The sequence below is a fragment of the Streptomyces sp. LBL genome, assembly GCF_029893585.1.
Lineage (GTDB): Bacteria > Actinomycetota > Actinomycetes > Streptomycetales > Streptomycetaceae > Streptomyces.
Genome location: NZ_JARXYX010000021.1, coordinates 1 through 18,585, shown reverse-complemented (window position 1 = coordinate 18,585; position 18,585 = coordinate 1). Strand labels below are relative to the sequence as shown.

Genomic DNA, 18,585 nt, shown 5'->3' with positions numbered 1-18,585 from the left:
ATGTCCCCCTCCCGCGACGCCGGTCAGCTCTCGACGGGTGTCTTCCGTGACGCGGGTCAGCTTTGGACGGGTGTCGTCCGCGATGCCGGTGTGGTCTCGACGGGCTCTTCCGCCACGCCGGTCAGATCGACGGGCGTCTTCCGTGACGCGGGTGAGCTCTCGACGGGTGTCGTCCGCGACTCCGGTGAGGTCTCGACGGATGTCGTCCGCAACGCCGCGACCTCGGCCCGCAGCGCCCGTACCTCGGCCGTCAGCTCCCGGATCGCCTCCGTCTGCCGCTGCTCCTCGACGTCGTCCTTCTCGAACCGCTCGATGAACCAGGCGGCGATGTTCGCGGTCACCACACCCAGCAGGGCGATCCCGGACAGCATCAGCCCGACGGCGATGATCCGCCCCAGTCCGGTGGTCGGCGCGTGGTCCCCGTACCCGACGGTGGTCATCGTCGTGAAGGACCACCACACGGCGTCCCCCAGCGTCCGGATGTTCCCGTGCGGCGACTCCCGCTCCACCGAGAGCACGGCCAGCGAGCCGAACATCAGCAGGCCGACCACGGCCCCCGCGACATAGGTGGTCACCCGGATCTGGGAGGCCATCCGCGCCCGCCGCCCCACCAGCATCAGCGTCGAGACGAGCCGCAGCAGCCGCAGTGGCTGGAGCATCGGCAGCACCACCGCGCACAGGTCCAGCCAGTGCGTACGGACGAACACGCGCCGGTCCGGAGTGAGCGCCAGGCGCACCACGTAGTCCGTCGCGAACGCCCCCCACACCACCCACTCGACCACCGTGCACGCGACGGTCACGGACCGCCCGGCGGTGGTGTCCACGATCGGTACCGCGTAGGCCACGGCGAACAGCACGGCGAAGGCCAGCAGAGGCCGCTGCGTCCACTGCTCCCACCGGTCCTGCGCCGACAGTTCCTTCATGCCCGCATCGTAAAGAATAAGTAAGAGGAAAGAACAAGTAAGAGGGCGGAGCCGTCAGGCCCCGCCCTCTCACTCGCTCGTCAAGCCGGGCGCGGCGCTACGCGTCGCCGCCCGCCGCACCGGGATCGGCGGCCGACACGTCGAGCAGCTGGTACCGGTCGATCGCCTGCTTGAGCACCGACCGGTCGACCTTGCCCTCCCTGGCCAGCTCGGTCAGCACGCCCACCACGATCGACTGCGCGTCGATGTGGAAGAACCGCCGGGCCGCGCCCCGGGTGTCCGCGAAGCCGAAGCCGTCGGCGCCCAGCGACTGGTACGTCCCGGGCACCCACCGCGCGATCTGGTCCGGAACCGACCGCATCCAGTCGGAGACGGCCACGAACGGACCGTCCGCGCCGGTCAGCTTCCGGGTCACGTACGGCACCCGCTGCTCCTCCTCGGGGTGCAGCAGGTTGTACTCCTCGCAGGCCACGGCCTCGCGCCGCAGCTCGTTCCAGGAGGTCGCCGACCAGACGTCGGCCTTCACGTTCCACTCCTCGGCGAGGATCTTCTGCGCCTCGACCGCCCACGGAACGGCCACACCCGACGCCATGATCTGCGCCGGGATGGACCCCGAGGTGCCCTCGCTGAAGCGGTGGATGCCCTTGACGATGCCTTCGACGTCCACGTTCGCCGGCTCGGCCGGGTGCCGGATCGGCTCGTTGTAGACGGTGAGGTAGTAGAAGACGTCCTCGCCGTGCGGGTGCTCCTCGGAGCTGCCGTACATCCGGCGCAGACCGTCCTGCACGATGTGCGCGATCTCGAAGCCGTAGGCAGGGTCGTACGCCACACAGCCCGGGTTGGTGGAGGCGAGCAGCTGCGAGTGGCCGTCCGCGTGCTGCAGGCCCTCGCCGGTCAGGGTCGTACGTCCGGCGGTCGCACCCAGGACGAATCCGCGCGCCAGCTGGTCGGACATCTGCCAGAACTGGTCGCCGGTGCGCTGGAAACCGAACATCGAGTAGAAGACGTACACCGGGATCAGCGGCTCGCCGTGCGTGGCGTAGGCCGAACCCGCCGCGATCAGCGAGGCCGTGCAGCCCGCCTCCGAGATGCCGTCGTGCAGCATCTGGCCCTGCGGCGACTCCTTGTAGGCGAGCAGCAGGTCCCGGTCCACGGACTCGTACTGCTGGCCGAGCGGGTTGTAGATCTTCGCACTCGGGAAGAAGGAGTCCATGCCGAACGTGCGGTATTCGTCCGGTGCGATCAGTACGAACCGCCTGCCGAGTTCCTTGTCCCGCATGAGGTCCTTGAGCAGTCGTACGAACGCCATGGTGGTGGCGATGGACTGCTGGCCGGAGCCCTTCTTCACGGTCGCGTACGTCTTCTCGCCCGGCAGCGTGAGCGGCTTCGAGCGCACCACACGCGTCGGGACGTAACCGCCGAGGCCCTTGCGACGGTCGTGCATGTACTGGAGTTCTTCCGAGTCCGGGCCCGGGTGGTAGTACGGCGGCGCGCCGCTCTCCAGCTCCTGGTCGGAGATGGGCAGGTGCAGCCGGTCGCGGAAGCCCTTGAGGTCGTCGACCGTCAGCTTCTTCATCTGGTGCGTGGCGTTGCGGCCCTCGAAGTTCGGGCCCAGCGTCCAGCCCTTGATGGTCTTGGCGAGGATGACCGTCGGCTGGCCCTTGTGCTCCACGGCAGCCTTGTACGCCGCGAAGATCTTCCGGTGGTCGTGACCACCGCGCCCCAGGTGCAGGATCTGGTCGTCGGTCATGTTCTCGACCATCGCGCGCAGCCGGTGGTCGTCACCGAAGAAGTGGTCACGGATGTAGGCGCCGGTCTCGGTGGCGTACGTCTGGAACTGGCCGTCCGGCGTGGTGTTCATCCTGTTGACCAGCACACCGTCGCGGTCCTGGGCCAGCAGCGGGTCCCAGGTGCGGTCCCAGACCAGCTTGATCACGTTCCAGCCGGCCCCCCGGAAGATCGACTCCAGCTCCTGGATGATCTTGCCGTTGCCGCGCACGGGACCGTCGAGCCGCTGCAGGTTGCAGTTCACGACGAACGTGAGGTTGTCCAGGCCCTCGCGGGCGGCGATGGACAGCTGGCCGAGCGACTCCGGCTCGTCCATCTCGCCGTCCCCGAGGAACGCCCACACGTGCGACTTCGAGGTGTCGGCGATCTCGCGCGCGTGCATGTAGCGGTTCATCCGCGCCTGGTAGATCGCGCCGATCGGGCCGAGACCCATCGAGACGGTCGGGAACTCCCAGAAGTCCGGCATCAGCCGCGGGTGCGGGTAGCTGGACAGCCCGTACGGCGCCTTCGACTTCTCCTGGCGGAACGCGTCCAGGTTCTGCTCGCTCAGACGGTCCAGCAGGAACGCGCGGGCGTAGATGCCCGGCGAGGCGTGACCCTGGAAGAAGACCTGGTCGCCGCCGTCGCCCTCGTCCTTGCCGCGGAAGAAGTGGTTGAAGCCGACGTCGTAGAGCGAGGCGGAGGAGGCGAAGGTGGCGATGTGGCCGCCCACGCCGATGCCGGGGCGCTGGGCGCGGGAGACCATCACGGCCGCGTTCCAGCGGGTCGCGTTCAGGATCTTGCGCTCGATCTCCTCGTTGCCCGGGAAGAACGGCTCGGCCCTGGTGGGGATGGTGTTGACGTAGTCCGTGCTGCGCATCTCGGGCACGGCCACGCGCTTCTCGCGGGCCCGCTCGATCAGGCGCAGCATCAGATAACGGGCCCGCTCCCGGCCGCGTTCGTCGACGGCGGCGTCGAGGGAGTCGAGCCACTCCTGGGTTTCCTCGGGATCGAAGTCAGGAACCTGACTCGGAAGGCCGCCAATGATGATCGGGTTGCGATCGGGTCCGGAAGCCACGCTGTTCCTTACCTGTCAGAGGGCTGCATTTCCCTGGGGTTCGCTGAGTTTTCGGTATACCTGCACCGTTCCCCATCGTGTACCTCGGCGCGGCAAACGTCACCTCTACTGTGGGGTAACCCGACCTTGGTCCAGCAGCTGCTCCAGGGCTCGCTCCCCCGCGGTGTCCGCACGGATGGTTCCCAAACGCAGCATCGGGGCGGCGGGGTGTGGGCTGCGTCACGCCCCGGGCCGTGGCAGTGTGCCGTAAGTTGCGGCGACACGGCCCGGAACGTCACCGTTTCGGCGGTCTCCAGGGCCGGGTACTTGCGCGATCCGCCCCGCCCGTGTGGACTACGGCCAATGCTTCGCGCACGCGCGTGGCTAAGACTCCCCCCAAGCCCCGAGCGGGCTCGGGTGGACCCCCATCCAAAACATGATCAGGAGGCAACCCGTGAGCGCGACCGCGGACCACGCGGAGGAACGGACTAACCCTGCCGGCAGGCTGGGTTTCCAGCCCGAGCAGGTGGTCCAGGAGATCGGCTACGACGACGACGTAGACCAGGAACTCCGCGAGGCCATTGAGGAAGTCATCGGCAGCGACCTTGTGGATGAGGACTACGACGATGTAGCCGATGCCGTGGTGCTGTGGTTCCGCGACGAGGACGGCGACCTGACGGATGTGCTGGTGGACGCCATCACGTACATCGAGGAGGGTGGCTCGATCCTGCTGCTGACGCCGAAGACCGGCCGGGACGGATACGTGGAGCCGAGCGACATCTCCGAAGCCGCGACGACCGCCGGGCTCTCCGCGTCGAAGAGCGTCAGCGTCGGCAAGGACTGGAGTGGCAGCCGGCTGGTGACGCCCAAGGCAGCGAAGTCGAAGAAGTAACCCTGGAACGCCGGACGGGCTGGCACCACCGCCAGCCCGTCCGATGTCCTGCGGTGATCCGTCAGAAGGGCCCTAGGGTGGATGCCACCCGAACAGCCCAGCGAAGGGACATCCAGGAAAATGGCGATCCAGGTCGGCGACAAGGCCCCCGACTTCGAGCTCAAGGACAACCACGGCGCGACCGTGAAGCTGTCCGACTTCCGCGGCAGCAAGAACGTCGTGCTGCTGTTCTACCCCTTCGCCTTCACCGGCGTGTGCACCGGCGAGCTGTGCGAGCTGCGTGACCACCTGCCGCAGTTCTCCGACCGCGACACCCAGCTGCTCGCCGTGTCGAACGACTCCATCCACACCCTGCGCGTGTTCGCCGAGCAGGAGGGCCTCGAGTACCCCCTGCTGAGTGACTTCTGGCCGCACGGCGAGGTCTCCCGCGCCTACGGCGTCTTCGCCGAGGACAAGGGCTGCGCGGTGCGCGGCACCTTCGTCATCGACAAGGAGGGCGTCGTGCGCTGGACCGTCGTCAACGCCCTGCCGGACGCCCGTGACCTGAACGAGTACGTCAAGGCGCTCGACACCCTGTGATTGTTCGGGTGCGGGGACTGCGGGGTGCGGGAACCCGTCACTAGGATCGAACCGTTGATCCGACATCCGACGCATTACGGGGCTCCCTGCCCCTGGACACCAATGGAGGACCTGTGGGAGTCAGCCTCAGCAAGGGCGGCAACGTATCGCTGACCAAGGAGGCCCCGGGCCTGACCGCGGTCATCGTCGGTCTGGGGTGGGACGCCCGTTCCACCACCGGTACCGACTTCGACCTGGACGCCAGCGCGCTGCTGGTGAACCCGGCCGGCAAGGTCGCCAGCGACGCGAACTTCGTCTTCTTCAACAACCTCAAGAGCCCCGAAGGCTCGGTCGAGCACACCGGCGACAACATCACCGGTGAGGGCGAGGGCGACGACGAGCAGATCAAGGTCAACCTCGCCGGCGTGCCCGCCGACGTCGACAAGATCGTGTTCCCGGTCTCGATCTACGACGCCGAGAACCGTCAGCAGTCCTTCGGCCAGGTGCGCAACGCGTTCATCCGTGTGGTGAACCAGGCCGGCGAGGCGGAGATCGCACGGTACGACCTCTCCGAGGACGCGTCGACCGAGACCGCCATGGTCTTCGGCGAGCTCTACCGGCACGGCGCGGAGTGGAAGTTCCGTGCCATCGGCCAGGGGTACGCCTCGGGCCTGCGCGGCATCGCCCAGGACTTCGGCGTCAACGTCTGAGCAGTGCCAGTGCCTCACCGTCCGGCGCCGCACGGTGTGCGTGCGGCGCCGGACGCGCAGGACAAGCAGAGCAGCAGCACCGTCTCGGGGAGGGACCAGCACATGGGCGTCACGCTCGCCAAGGGAGGCAACGTCTCCCTGTCCAAGGCCGCACCCGACCTCACCCAGGTGATGGTCGGGCTCGGCTGGGACGCGCGCTCCACCACCGGAGCCGACTTCGACCTCGACGCCAGCGCCCTGATGTGCACCGACGGGCGCGTGCCGGGCGACGAGTGGTTCATCTTCTACAACCAGCTCAAGAGCCCGGACGGCTCGGTCGAGCACACCGGCGACAACCTCACCGGTGAGGGCGAGGGCGACGACGAGTCGATCCTGATCGACCTCTCCAAGGTGCCGGCCCGCTGCGACAAGATCGTTTTCCCGGTCTCCATCCACGAGGCCGACGCGCGCAACCAGACCTTCGGGCAGGTCAGCAATGCCTTCATCCGGGTCGTCAACCAGGCCGACGGCCAGGAACTCGCGCGCTACGACCTCAGCGAGGACGCCTCCACCGAGACCGCGATGATCTTCGGCGAGGTCTATCGCTACCAGGGCGAATGGAAGTTCAGGGCGGTGGGGCAGGGGTACGCGTCGGGGCTGCGGGGCATCGCTCTAGACTTCGGAGTCAACGTTTCGTAAAGCCGGTTGCGGCGCGGGGGAGACCCGTACATACACGATGGGGTAGCCAGTGCTTCTGAAAACCTTCGGCTGGTCGTTCGCGGTCACCGCGATCGGCCTGGTCGCGGCGGTCCTTTACGGGGGGTGGACCGCCTTCGGAATCGTGGCGATCCTCTCCGTTCTCGAAATCTCCCTCTCCTTCGACAACGCGGTGGTCAACGCCGGGATCCTGAAGAAGATGAGTGCCTTCTGGCAGAAGATCTTCCTCACGGTCGGCGTCATCATCGCCGTCTTCGGCATGCGACTGGTGTTCCCCGTCGTCATCGTCGCCATCAGCGCCAAGATCGGCCCGATAGACGCCGTCGACCTCGCGCTGAACAACAAGGACCAGTACCAGCAGCTGGTCACCGACGCCCACCCGTCGATCGCGGCCTTCGGCGGCATGTTCCTGCTGATGATCTTCCTCGACTTCATCTTCGAGGACCGCGACATCAAGTGGCTCTCCTGGCTGGAGCGGCCGCTGGCCAAGCTCGGCAAGGTCGACATGCTGTCGGTCTGCATCGCCCTGATCGTGCTGCTCGTCTCCTCGATGACCTTCGCGGCCCACGCCCACCAGCACGGTGGCGCGCATGCCGACAAGGCGCAGACGGTTCTCATCTCCGGCATCGCGGGCCTGATCACGTACATGATCGTGGGCGGTCTCTCCGGCTTCTTCGAGGACCGTCTCGAAGACGAGGAGGAACGCGAGCACGCGCAGGAGGAAGCGGCCGAACGGGAGGGCAAGCCCCGCTCCGCCGTCACCCTGGCAGGCAAGGCCGCGTTCTTCATGTTCCTCTACCTGGAGGTCCTGGACGCCTCCTTCTCCTTCGACGGAGTGATCGGCGCCTTCGCCATCACCAACGACATCGTGCTGATGGCCCTCGGTCTCGGTATCGGCGCCATGTACGTCCGGTCGCTCACGGTCTACCTGGTCCGCCAGGGCACCCTCGACGACTACGTCTACCTGGAGCACGGCGCGCACTACGCGATCGGCGCCCTCGCCGTGATCCTCCTGGTCACCATCCAGTACCAGATCAACGAGATCATCACCGGTCTGATCGGTGTCGTCCTGATCGGCTGGTCCTTCTGGTCCTCCGTGCGCCGCAACAAGGCCCTCGCAGAGGCCGAGGGAAAAGCGGTGGCCTCGGACGAGAAGACTGAGGTGTCGTCCGGGGTGTGATCACCTTCTGAGTGAGGAACGCTCTGTGCGGGGCGGTGTCGGGTACGACTCCCGGTGCCGCCCCGTCGGCCGTCAAGGACAGCGGGTGCACGAGGGCCTGCGGTTCTTCAAGTGGAACGTGGGGGCGGGGATGGGCTTCTTCGACGGACTCCGGAGTGGGCGCGAGGCCGATTTCGACTCGGGCAACGCCGCCACCAACTCGATCGAACTGACCAAACGGCACAGCCAGGTCTCCCTCACCAAGCAGGGTGCGGCCACCGGGCATCTGCGCGTCAACCTGGCCTGGCGGATGCGGACCTCCGACGTGGGCGGTCTCCAGAAGGAGAGTCTGCTGCGGCATCCCTTCAGGGCGCTCAAGCCGCCGGAGGTCCTCGGACACAGCCAGAGCATGGTCAACGTCGACCTCGACCTGGGCTGCCTCTACGAGCTCCAGGACGGCACGAAAGGGGTCGTACAGCCGCTCGGGGGCTACCTCGGGGACGCCAACGTGGCGCCGTACGTGAAGCTCAGCGGGGACGACCGGTTCGGGTCCGCGTCCGGGGAGACGATGTACGTCAACCTCGACCACCGCGATGCCATCAAGCGGCTGCTGGTCTTCGTCTACATCTACGACCAGACGCCGGCGTTCGACCGTACGCACGCGATCGTCACGCTGTATCCCAGCAACGGGCCGCGGATCGAGATACATCTCGACGAGCGGCATCCCCAGGCCCGGTCCTGTGCGGTGGTGATGATCGAGAACGTGAAGGGGGAGCTGATGGTGCGGCGTGAGGTGAGGTTCGTGTACGGCTTCCAGGCGGAGCTGGACCGGCTGTACGGGTGGGGATTGCAGTGGGGGCGCGGCTACAAGACCAAGGCCGAACGCTGACGCCGGGTGCGCTGACGCTGCGCCCGATCCGGTGCGCCCAAGGGCTCGGGACGCGGGGCTCGGGGGCTCGGGTCAGGCAGCGACCGCGGGTCCCTGCGGCTGCTGGCGCAGTTCCTCGCGCACCTGGGGTGCCGAACCTGGCGGTGCTGTACCTGAGGAGGGTGCACCTGAGGTGGTGCGCCCTGAGGGTGTCGCTGCTAGCGCCCGATGAACTGCGGGCCCTGTGGTGGCAGGCGGAACTCCGGGTCCGGGGCCGTCGGGGGGTAGCCGTACGCCGGCTGGCTTGTCGGGTGTGGGTAGCCGTAGGCCGGCTGGACCGTGGCGGCGGCGGCCGCGGGCTGCTGGGGGTAGCCGTAGGCCGGCAGGGCGGGTACCGCTGTCGGCTGTTCCGGAGGCAGCGGCTGGGAGGAGATGTCCGACGCATGCTGTGTCGCGGCGCTCGCCTGGGACGGAACCGGGACGATCGCGGTCGCCGTGTTCTCCGGCGCCACCTCCGGCCCCTCCGCCATGCCCTCCGACTCGTCGACCGAGATGCCGTAGTTGGTCGCCAGGCCCTGCAGACCGTTGTCGTAGCCCTCGCCCAGGGCGCGGAACTTCCAGCCCTCGCCGCGCCGGTACAGCTCGCCGCAGATCAGGGAGGTCTCCTCGCCCGTCGTCGGCCTGATGTCGAAGGTGGTCAGCGGCTCGCCGTCGGCGACCGAGGCGTCGTAGAGCAGAATGCACAGGCCCTGTACGCGGTCGAAGGTGACGCCGTCCGCCGAAGCGACCAGCAGAATGTGACTGACGTCGGACTCGACACCGGCGAGATCTGTCTGGATGGTGTCGGTGAGGCCCTCGGCGACGCGTTTCTTGCCGAGCCGCCAGACCTGGCTGGAGGGGTGCCGGGGCTGGTTGTAGAAAACGAAGTCCTCGTCGGATCGCACCCGACCGTCGGGGCCGAGGAGCAGCGCCGAGGCGTCGACGTCCGGAACCCCCTGCCCGGGCACCCAGCGCAGCACCGCGCGTACCGTGGTGGCTTCGAGCGGGACGTTCGACCCCTTCAGCATCGCGTGCGTCATGCGGTCATCCTGCCCTCTCGGTCCTGGTCACGACAACGCGGGGTGCCGGTTCGCCGGAGGTTTCGTACCTCGTCGAGATGGCTGTGTTCGCTTGCGTTACCAGAAATTCACGCCCTTCGGGAACCCTCGGCATGGACGTCTACGTACTATTACCGGCCACCTGTGAACCGATTGCAGGGGGCGCTCGACCAGCACGGGGGAGTTTCATGCGTCATTTCGGGCATATCGCCCCTGAGGTGCGGCATCGCCTCTTCCACCAGGAGCCCGGCGCGTTCACCGCGGACTCCCCGGCCCGCCTGCTGTCCGCGGCGCTGGGCGCCACCCTCTACAGCCCGGCCACCCGGCCACGGCTCGCCGACGACATCGTCAAGCAGACCGAACGCGGCGTGGTCTCGATGGTGCTGTGCCTGGAGGACTCGATCGGCGACGAGGACGTCGCGGACGCCGAGGAGAACCTCGTACGCCAGTTCGCGGACCTCGCCGGACGCGGCCTGCCGGACCTGCCGCTGCTCTTCATCCGGGTACGGGTGGCCGAGCAGATCCCCGATCTCGTACGGCGGCTCGGTCCGGCCGCCCACCTGCTGTCCGGGTTCGTGATGCCGAAGTTCACCGAGGAGCGCGGCATCCTCTTCCTGGAGGCCCTGCAGAGCGCGGAGGCCCACAGCGGGCGGCGGCTGTTCGCCATGCCGGTCCTGGAGTCGCCCGAGCTGATGTACCGCGAGTCCCGCGTGGGGGCTCTGGAGGGCATCTTCCGCGCGGTCGACAAGTACCGGGAGCGGGTGCTGGCGCTGCGCCTGGGCGTGACCGACTTCTGCTCCTCGTACGGGCTGCGCAGGCCCCCCGACATGACCGCGTACGACGTCCAGATCGTCGCCTCCGTGATCGCCGACGTGGTGAACATGCTGGGGCGGGCCGACGGCACCGGGTTCACGGTGACCGGGCCGGTGTGGGAGTACTTCCGCGTCCAGGAGCGCATGTTCAAGCCGCAGCTGCGCCGCAGCCCCTTCCTGGAGGGGCAGGCCGAGGAACTTCGTGAGGCGCTCATAGAGCACTCCATGGACGGGCTGCTGCGCGAGATCACCCTCGACCAGGCCAACGGGCTGCTCGGCAAGACCTGCATCCACCCCTCCCACGTACTGCCGGTGCACGCACTCTCCGTGGTCAGCCATGAGGAGTTCAGTGACGCCCAGGACATCCTGCGGCCCGAACGGGGCGGCGGCGGGGTGCTGAGGTCGGCGTACACGAACAAAATGAATGAAGTGAAGCCGCATCGCGCCTGGGCCGAGCGGACCCTGCTGCGCGCCGAGGTGTTCGGTGTGGCCAACGAGGACGTCGGCTTCGTCGAACTCCTCGCCGCCGGGATCCCGACCTGAACCGGTTCCTTCCCACCGGTTCCATCTCACCGGCTCTTTCCCACCGGTTCCATCTCACCGGCTTCTACTCAAGGGACGTATGAACATCGCAGTGAACAACGGGGTGTGGTCCGGCAGCTGGGTCGCCGAGCGGCTCGGCGTCGAACTCGTGGGCGATGACAAGCTGACCGACCTGCTGGGGCTTGCGCTGCGCCGTAACCCCAAGCGGGCCCATCTGCTCGTCTCCCATGTGCTCGGCAAGCATGTACCGCAGTCGCCGTCGGTGGTGTACGGCTACGGCTTCGCCCTGGGTCGGCGCGTCCGTGAGCTGCTGGGCGCCGACGAGGAGGCCGGCCGGGCGGTCGTCCTCGGGTACGCGGAGACCGCCACCGGGCTCGGCCACTCCGTCGCGGACGGCCTGGGTCTGGCCCCCTATCTGCACTCCACCCGCCGCCCGGTCCCGGGCGTGGCCTCGGCGGGCGGTTTCGAGGAAGCCCACTCCCACGCCACCTCCCATCTGCTGCTGCCGGAGGACGCCGCGTTGCTGGCGGGCGACGGGCCGCTGGTACTGGTCGACGACGAGTTCTCGACCGGCAACACGGTCCTGAACACCATTCGTGATCTGCACGAACGCTATCCGCGGCGGCGCTACGTGGTGGTCGCCCTGGTCGACATGCGCTCGGCAGCCGACGCCGGCCGGCTGGACGTGTTCGCCCAGGAGATCGGCGCCCGGGTGGACCTGGTGGCGGCGGCCTCGGGGACCGTACGGCTCCCGGAGAACGTGCTGGAGAGGGGCCAGGAGCTGGTCGCCCGGCACGAGTCTCCGGCAGGGGAGCCCCGGGCGGAGGGGCCTCGGGCGGCAGGGGAGTCTCCGGCAGGGGAGTCTCCGGCACAGGAGTCTCCGGCAGGGGAGCCCCTGGCGAAGGGGCCCTCGGCACAGGAGCCCTTGGCAGGGCGGAGTGCGGAACCCTGCGGCCGTGTCGCTCGGGTCGACCTGTGCTGGCCGCGTGGCCTGCCCGACGGCGGGCGGCACGGCTTCACGCCTCGGCATCGCATACGCCTCGACAACGCCCTGCCCGCCATGGCCGCCCGGCTCGCCGAGGCCATCCCCGACAACGCCCGGCGCGTCCTCGTGCTCGGCTTCGAGGAGCTGATGTACGCGCCGCTGCGGCTCGCCCGTGAACTGGAGCAGGTCACGGACGCCGAGGTGCGCTACTCGACCACGACCCGCTCGCCCGTCCTCGCGGTCGACGACCCCGGCTACGCGATACGCAGCCGCCTCGTCTTCCCCGCCCATGACGACCCGGCCGACGGACCCGGCGAGCGTTACGCGTACAACGTGGCGGGCGCCGGCTTCGACGCTGTCGTCGCCGTCGTCGACTCGGTCGCGGACACCCCCGCACTGCACGCGCCGGACAGTCTGTTGGCCCAGCTCGCCGCGCACGCTTCGCACGTCCTGCTCGCGGTCGTTCCTTCCTACGTCCCCGAGTCGCCGCAGGCCGCCGCCCTTCCTGGAGAGAGACCCGCCATGCTGCCCGAGCCCCTCCGCGGCCCCGCCTTCTCCTCGTACCCGCCCGAGGAGGTCGGCTGGCTGCTCCAGGACCTCTCGGACGTGACGCTGGAGGCGCCGACCGAGGAACGCGAGGAGGCCATCCAGAGCGGCGGCGCGCACTACGCCGAGTCGCTGCCCGTGGAGTACCAGCCCAGCGAGCAGTACCAGGAGCTGTTCCACGCGGCCCTGGAGGCCTCGGCTGAGCGGCTGGCGCGGGCGGTGGGCGCGGTCACCGAGCTCGTGCTGGCGGAGTCTCCCCGCTCTCGGATGCGCCCGAGCGGTGAGGTCCCCGTGCCCGGGCCGGTCCTCGTCTCGCTGGCCCGCGCGGGCACCCCGATCGGTGTGCTGATGCGCCGCTGGGCCCAGTTCCGGCACGGCCTCGACCTGCCGCACTACGCCGTCTCCATCGTGCGCGGCCGGGGTATCGACGCCAACGCGCTGCGCTGGCTCGCCGCCCACCACGACCCCCGTGACGTGGTCTTCGTCGACGGCTGGACCGGCAAGGGCGCCATCACCCGCGAACTCGCCGACGCCATCAAGGAGTTCGAAGCAGGGGGCGGTGCGGCCGGCTTCCGCCCGGAGATCGCGGTCCTCGCTGATCCGGGCTCCTGCGTACGGACCTACGGCACCCGCGAGGACTTCCTCATCCCCTCCGCCTGCCTCAACTCCACGGTGTCCGGCCTGATCTCGCGAACCGTCCTGCGTGCCGACCTGGTCGGCCCGAACGACTTCCACGGCGCGAAGTTCTACCGCGAACTCGCCGGCGCCGACGTGTCCATCGCCTTCCTGGACGCGGTCACCGCGCGCTTCCCGGAAGTCGTGGAGGACGTGGACATGCGGGCCAAGGAGTTGCTGTCCGGCGACCGCGCCCCGACCTGGGAGGGCTGGGCGGCCGTCGAGCGGATCAGCGAGGAGTACGGCATCCACGACGTCAACCTCGTCAAGCCCGGCGTCGGCGAGACCACCAGGGTGCTGCTGCGCCGGGTGCCCTGGAAGATCCTGGCGCGGGCCGGCGCGGGTGCCGACCTCGACCATGTCCGACTGCTGGCCGAACAGCGAGGTGTCCCGGTGGAAGAGGTCGCCGAACTTCCGTACACCTGCGTGGGGTTGATCCACCCGAAGTACACGCGGGGCGCGACGGGCGTCGACGGCAAGGCGGTGACGGTCTGATGTCGGTGCTGGTGGCGAGTGACCTCGACCGCACGCTCATCTACTCCGCGGCGGCCCTCGCCCTGACCATGCCGGACGAGGAGGCGCCCCGGCTCCTGTGCGTCGAGGTGCACGAGAGCAAGCCGCTGTCCTACCTGACGGAGACGGCCGCCGGGCTGCTCTCGGAGCTCGGGGACGCGGCGCTCTTCGTACCGACGACGACCCGCACGCGCAGGCAGTACCAGCGCATCAACCTGCCGGGCCCGCCGCCCACGTACGCGATCTGCGCCAACGGTGGCCACCTCCTGGTGGACGGCGTCTCCGACCCCGACTGGCACGCCCGCGTGACGGCTCGGCTCGCCGAGGAGTGTGCCTCGCTGGACGAGGTGCGCGAGCACCTGATGGCCACGGCCGATCCGTTGTGGGTGCGCAAGCACCGGATCGCCGAGGACCTCTTCGCCTACCTGGTCGTCGAACGCGAACTCCTCCCTGAGGACTGGGTGAAGGAACTCGCGGTCTGGGCGGAGAACCGGGGCTGGACGGTCTCCCTTCAGGGCCGCAAGCTCTACGCCGTCCCGAAGCCGCTCACCAAGAGTGCCGCCGTGCACGAGGTCGCCCGCCGCACCGGCACCGCCCTCACCCTCGCCGCCGGTGACTCCCTGCTCGACGCCGACCTCCTCCTCGCCGCGGACCAGGGCTGGCGTCCCGGGCACGGCGAACTGGCCGACGCCGGCTGGACCGCCCCGGCGATCAGTGCGCTGCCCGAGCGGGGGGTGCTGGCCGGGGAACGGATCCTGCGGGAGTTCTTGCGGGTGACACGGCAGGGGACGGTCTGAGGATCGGCGCCTGGAGCGCCAAGAACGCGGCTACGGGTGCCGACGCACGTCCCGCCCCCGCCTGCGACGGCCCGATCCCGGGCGCCGCAGCAGGAGTACACCGACGAACACCCGGGCCGCAGGACGGCCACGGCATGGGCCACAGAACGGCCACGGCATGGGCCGCCGGGCAGGGGAGCGTCGGGTGGGGGCCTTTGTCGAGCGGTTGTCAGCCGCAGCAGCCTCCGCCGCAGCAGCCGCCTCCACCGCCGCTCGCCCGGGGCGCCGACGCCGGGGCGGAGGCCGAGCCGCCGACCGCCACCGTGGACAGGAGCTTCACCGTGTCGTCGTGACCGGCGGGGCAGGCGGCGGGAGCGGAGGAGTCGGCCATCGGACGGCTCAGTTCGAAGGTGTCGCCGCAGGTCCGGCAGCGGTACTCGTAGCGGGGCATGCGATCAGGGTAGCGGGGCACCTCGGGCCACGCGTGTGACCAACGCCACAAGACCGCCATGTTCCTTACTAGCCGGTATGTGGTTGTTCGGGTCAACTTCTTATATGAAGAAACTGCGAAGGTAGTTGGTAGTTTTCGGTCGTGACCGGGACAGCGCAGCGCACGGGCCCGCCTACCGACCACCGCCGCCCGCGTCGTCGACGGGCGGCATGGAAACGGCCCCCGTGGGCGGCGTTACGCCGCTTCCGCCCCGCCTACCCGCGGCCGGGCCGCACCGACTGGCGCCGCTGGGTCCCTTCCCCGCGCCAGTCGCTCGGGGTCGCCCTGGCCACCGTCGGCATGACCGGGCTGTTCCTGGGCATCGCCTACGCGGCCACGGACGTACCGGAGAACCTGAACAGCTACGCCACCCAGCAGGACAACGTCTACTTCTGGTCCGACGGCACCCCCATGTCCCGCACCGGCTGGGTGCGGCGGCAGGCGATGCCGCTGAAGGACATACCCGAGGACGTGCGCTGGGCGGTGCTCGCGGCGGAGAACGAGAGCTTCTACTCCGACCCCGGCATCTCCTTCAAGGGGCTGACCCGCGCGCTGTGGCGCACTGTCGGCGAGGGGGGCACCGAGGGCGGCTCGACCATCACCCAGCAGTACGTCAAGAACGTCTACCTGACGCAGAACCAGACGCTCGGCCGTAAGTTCAGCGAGGCGATGATCTCCCTCAAGCTCGACAACAGGATGAGCAAGGACCAGATCCTGGAGGGTTACCTCAACACCAGCTGGTTCGGCCGTGGCACGTACGGCATCCAGCGCGCCGCGCAGGCTTACTACGGCAAGGACGTCACCCACCTGAACGCCAGTCAGGCCGCCTTCCTCGCCTCCCTGTTGAAGGGCGCCGGAATGTACGACCCCACCCTCGGCAAGGCCAACCACCGGCGTGCCGTGGAGCGTTGGTCCTGGACCCTCGACCGGATGGTCAAGATCGGCAAGCTGTCGTCGGGCGAGCGGGCCAAGTACACGACGTTCCCCGAGCCGCTCACGTCGGCCCGCGTCTACGACACCGGAAAACAGAGCGACTACCTGGTGGAGTTGGCGCAGCAGTACGCCAAGAAGTCCGCGCACATCTCGGACAAGCAGTTCGACCTCGGCGGTTACCAGATCTACACGACCTTCGACCACAAGCGGGAGGCCGCTCTCGTGGACGCCGTGGCCAAGGCCCGCGAGCAGGCGAAGAAGGACGACCCGAAAGCGGCGAAGGCCGTGCACTACGGTGCCGCGTCCGTCGCCACCGACGGCCGGATCCTCGCCGTCCACGGCGGACCCGACCACCGTACGCAGGGCTACAACGAGTCCAACGCCAGTACGGTGCAGGCTGGTTCGGCGTTCCTGCCGTTCGTCTACGCGGCCGGTCTCGAACACGGGGTCCACAAGACACGCGGTGGTCCCGCCACGCCGGTCACCCCGCAGACGCTCTATGACGGCGACGACGGTGTCCCCGTCACCACGCCCGAGGGGCCGTACTGGGACCGCGGCGGCAAGACGGTCGCCGGCCGTAACGACGGCAAGAGGTCGTACGGGCAGATCACCCTCGGCACGGCGCTCGCCGCGTCCGTGAACACGCCGTTCATGCAACTCGGCATGGACACCGGCCTGGACAAGGTGAGCCAGACCGCCGAGGCGGCCGGACTGCTCGCCTCCAGCATGGGGCCGCAGGTGCCCGCGCTGTCCGTGGGCAGCTCCACACCGAGCGCGATCCGGATGGCGAGCGGCTACGCGACCTTCGCCGCGGCGGGGAAGCACACCGAGCCGTACTCGGTGCGCCGTGTCACCCGCAACGGCTCGACGGTCCGGCTGGACACCCCTATCGCGCGCCGGGCGGTAGGCGCCCAGGTGGCCGAGGAAGTCTCCGAGGCGCTGACCGACTCCCTGCGCGCCGCCCATCCCACCGTCCCCGCCCTCGACGCCGCCGGGAAGCCCGGCACCACCGAGGACGACACCGCCGCCTGGTACGCCGGCACCGCCGCGTCCGTGTCGACCGCGGTCGTCGTCTACCGCATGGACCTGGCCAAGTCCCTTGAGCCGCTGCCACTCAAGGGCCTGGACGGCAGCTCAACCGACAGCGTCCCGTACGCCCTCTGGTCCGGCGCCATGGGTTTCGGCTGACCCCGAGGCCCGCACCACCCCCCCCACCACGCCCCCCGCGCAGAATGAGTACCGCATGCCTCGCATGAAGACATCTACCGGCAGGCGCCGCAGATCGCGCCCCCGCCGCCAGGCCAGGCCGGAGTTCCTGACCCTCGCCGCCTTCCTCGTCGTGGCCTCCCTGGTCGGGGGCTTCCTGGCCCTGACCCGCCCGGACCACACGGCGCCCACCGCCTCCACCGGAACGAACAAGACCCGCGAGGCCGCTCGCAAGGAGAGCGCGAAAACCGAGTGGGACGGGAAGACCAAGGTCCTCGGGGACGGCTCCACCTCCTACACCGGCCCGCAGAAAGGGCAGTTGAAGGCGGAGCCGCTCAAAGCCGGCGAGAAGCCGCCCCAGTTCGTCGTCTTCTCCTGGGACGGCGCGTTGCAGGGCAGCGACGGTCTCTTCTCGCACTACCGGGAGCTGGCGAAGAAGTACGACGCCCATATGACGTTCTTCCTCACCGGTATCTACCTGCTGCCGAAGGACAAGGCGACGCTCTACCAGCCGCCGCAGCACCCGGTGGGCTCCGCGGCGATCGACTTCGCGACCGACGACCACATCCGCACCACGCTGGAACAGCTCAGCCGGAGCTACGAGGACGGCAACGAGATCGGCAGCCACTTCAACGGTCACTTCTGCGGCAAGAAGGGCGGCGGTGACTGGAGCGTCGCCGAGTGGAAGAGCGAGATCGACCAGTTCTACGCGTTCGTCGAGAAATGGAAGACCAACACCGGCTACCAGGACATCGCCCCGCTGCCCTTCGACGTCAAGAAGGAGGTCACCGGCGGTCGCGCCCCCTGTCTGGAGGGGCAGAAGAACCTGTTGAAGGCCATGAAGAGCTACGGCTGGCGCTACGACGCCAGCTCCTCCGGCGACTTCCAGATATGGCCGACGAGGAAGAACGGCGTCTGGGACTTCCCGCTCCAGATGCTCCCCTACGAGGGCGGCACCTACCAGGGCCTCTCGATGGACTTCAACTTCCTCTACAACCAGTCCGACGGCGAGACCGACGGCAACCCCGCCGACTACCCGCAGTGGGAACAACAGACCGTCGAGTCCTACATGTCCGGCTTCAACCGCGTGTACTACGGCAGCCGGGCCCCGCTGTTCGTCGGCAACCACTTCGAGAACTGGAACGGCGGCATCTACATGAAGGCCGTCGACCAGGTCATCGAGAAAGTCTGCACGAAGAAGGACGTCAAGTGCGTGTCCTTCAAGGAGCTGGCCGACTGGCTGGACGTGCAGAAGCCGGAGACCTTGGCGGGGGGGGGGGGGGGGGCGCGCCCCCCCGCCCCCCCCCCGGCGGGGGGGGGGGGGGGGGCACCCCCCCCCCCCCCCCCCCAAACCCACCGCAAAAAACAATATCAGGGAG

General features: G+C 68.8%; 15 protein-coding genes. 11 read left to right on the top strand and 4 right to left on the bottom strand.

Annotated elements, in window-relative coordinates; all coding sequences use genetic code 11:
• Positions 1-56 precede the first annotated feature (56 nt).
• Positions 57-923: a potassium channel family protein gene (locus tag M2271_RS24545; protein ID WP_348539189.1), complete on the bottom strand. Its 867-nt coding sequence runs from the start codon at positions 921-923 to the stop codon at positions 57-59.
• A gap of 97 nt (positions 924-1,020) precedes the next feature.
• Entirely contained in the window at positions 1,021-3,768 is a 2,748-nt protein-coding gene (gene aceE, locus M2271_RS24540; RefSeq protein WP_280889480.1) for a pyruvate dehydrogenase (acetyl-transferring), homodimeric type, read from the bottom strand.
• Positions 3,769-4,201: 433 nt separating this feature from the next.
• On the opposite strand from aceE, the gene M2271_RS24535 reads away from it, so the two are divergent.
• From M2271_RS24535 to M2271_RS24510, 6 genes are all read left to right on the top strand, one after another.
• Positions 4,202-4,639: a DUF3052 domain-containing protein gene (locus M2271_RS24535; RefSeq protein ID WP_280889479.1), complete on the top strand. Its 438-nt coding sequence runs from the start codon at positions 4,202-4,204 to the stop codon at positions 4,637-4,639.
• A gap of 120 nt (positions 4,640-4,759) precedes the next feature.
• On the top strand, positions 4,760-5,218 hold the full coding sequence (locus M2271_RS24530) for a peroxiredoxin (RefSeq protein ID WP_280889478.1): 459 nt from the start codon (positions 4,760-4,762) through the stop codon (positions 5,216-5,218).
• Between the two features lie 113 nt (positions 5,219-5,331).
• The gene (locus tag M2271_RS24525; RefSeq protein ID WP_280889477.1) at positions 5,332-5,907 is read left to right on the top strand and encodes a TerD family protein; all 576 of its coding nucleotides are present in this window, start codon (positions 5,332-5,334) and stop codon (positions 5,905-5,907) included.
• A gap of 102 nt (positions 5,908-6,009) precedes the next feature.
• Positions 6,010-6,585: a TerD family protein gene (locus M2271_RS24520; protein WP_280889620.1), complete on the top strand. Its 576-nt coding sequence runs from the start codon at positions 6,010-6,012 to the stop codon at positions 6,583-6,585.
• Positions 6,586-6,634: 49 nt separating this feature from the next.
• Positions 6,635-7,783, top strand: a complete 1,149-nt coding sequence (locus M2271_RS24515; RefSeq protein ID WP_280889476.1) for a DUF475 domain-containing protein — start codon at positions 6,635-6,637, stop codon at positions 7,781-7,783.
• Positions 7,784-7,913: 130 nt separating this feature from the next.
• A complete protein-coding gene (locus M2271_RS24510; protein ID WP_280889619.1) occupies positions 7,914-8,651 on the top strand; it encodes a Tellurium resistance in 738 nt (245 codons plus the stop codon).
• A 197-nt stretch (positions 8,652-8,848) separates the two neighbouring features.
• On the opposite strand, the gene M2271_RS24505 is transcribed toward M2271_RS24510, so the two are convergent.
• Positions 8,849-9,709: a TerD family protein gene (locus M2271_RS24505; RefSeq protein ID WP_280889475.1), complete on the bottom strand. Its 861-nt coding sequence runs from the start codon at positions 9,707-9,709 to the stop codon at positions 8,849-8,851.
• A 206-nt stretch (positions 9,710-9,915) separates the two neighbouring features.
• Between M2271_RS24505 and M2271_RS24500 the strand changes: the two genes are divergently transcribed.
• From M2271_RS24500 to M2271_RS24490, 3 genes are all read left to right on the top strand, one after another.
• Positions 9,916-11,082: an HpcH/HpaI aldolase/citrate lyase family protein gene (locus M2271_RS24500; RefSeq protein WP_280889474.1), complete on the top strand. Its 1,167-nt coding sequence runs from the start codon at positions 9,916-9,918 to the stop codon at positions 11,080-11,082.
• Between the two features lie 79 nt (positions 11,083-11,161).
• The gene (locus M2271_RS24495) at positions 11,162-13,783 is read left to right on the top strand and encodes a phosphoribosyltransferase (RefSeq protein WP_280889473.1); all 2,622 of its coding nucleotides are present in this window, start codon (positions 11,162-11,164) and stop codon (positions 13,781-13,783) included.
• Complete coding sequence (locus M2271_RS24490; protein WP_280889472.1) at positions 13,783-14,598, top strand: HAD family hydrolase; 816 nt, start codon at positions 13,783-13,785, stop codon at positions 14,596-14,598. Before M2271_RS24495 ends, M2271_RS24490 begins: the two co-directional genes overlap by 1 nt.
• A gap of 208 nt (positions 14,599-14,806) precedes the next feature.
• Here M2271_RS24490 and M2271_RS24485 read toward each other — a convergent pair whose 3' ends face one another.
• Positions 14,807-15,028 carry a zinc ribbon domain-containing protein gene (locus tag M2271_RS24485; RefSeq protein WP_280889471.1) on the bottom strand — a complete coding sequence of 74 codons (222 nt, stop codon included), beginning with the start codon at positions 15,026-15,028 and terminating at the stop codon, positions 14,807-14,809.
• 141 nt (positions 15,029-15,169) lie between these two features.
• Between M2271_RS24485 and M2271_RS24480 the strand changes: the two genes are divergently transcribed.
• Both M2271_RS24480 and M2271_RS24475 read left to right on the top strand, forming a co-directional pair.
• Complete coding sequence (locus tag M2271_RS24480; protein WP_280889470.1) at positions 15,170-17,188, top strand: transglycosylase domain-containing protein; 2,019 nt, start codon at positions 15,170-15,172, stop codon at positions 17,186-17,188.
• A 64-nt stretch (positions 17,189-17,252) separates the two neighbouring features.
• A partial coding sequence (locus tag M2271_RS24475) for a hypothetical protein (protein ID WP_280889469.1) occupies positions 17,253-18,585 on the top strand: 1,333 nt, incomplete at its 3' end.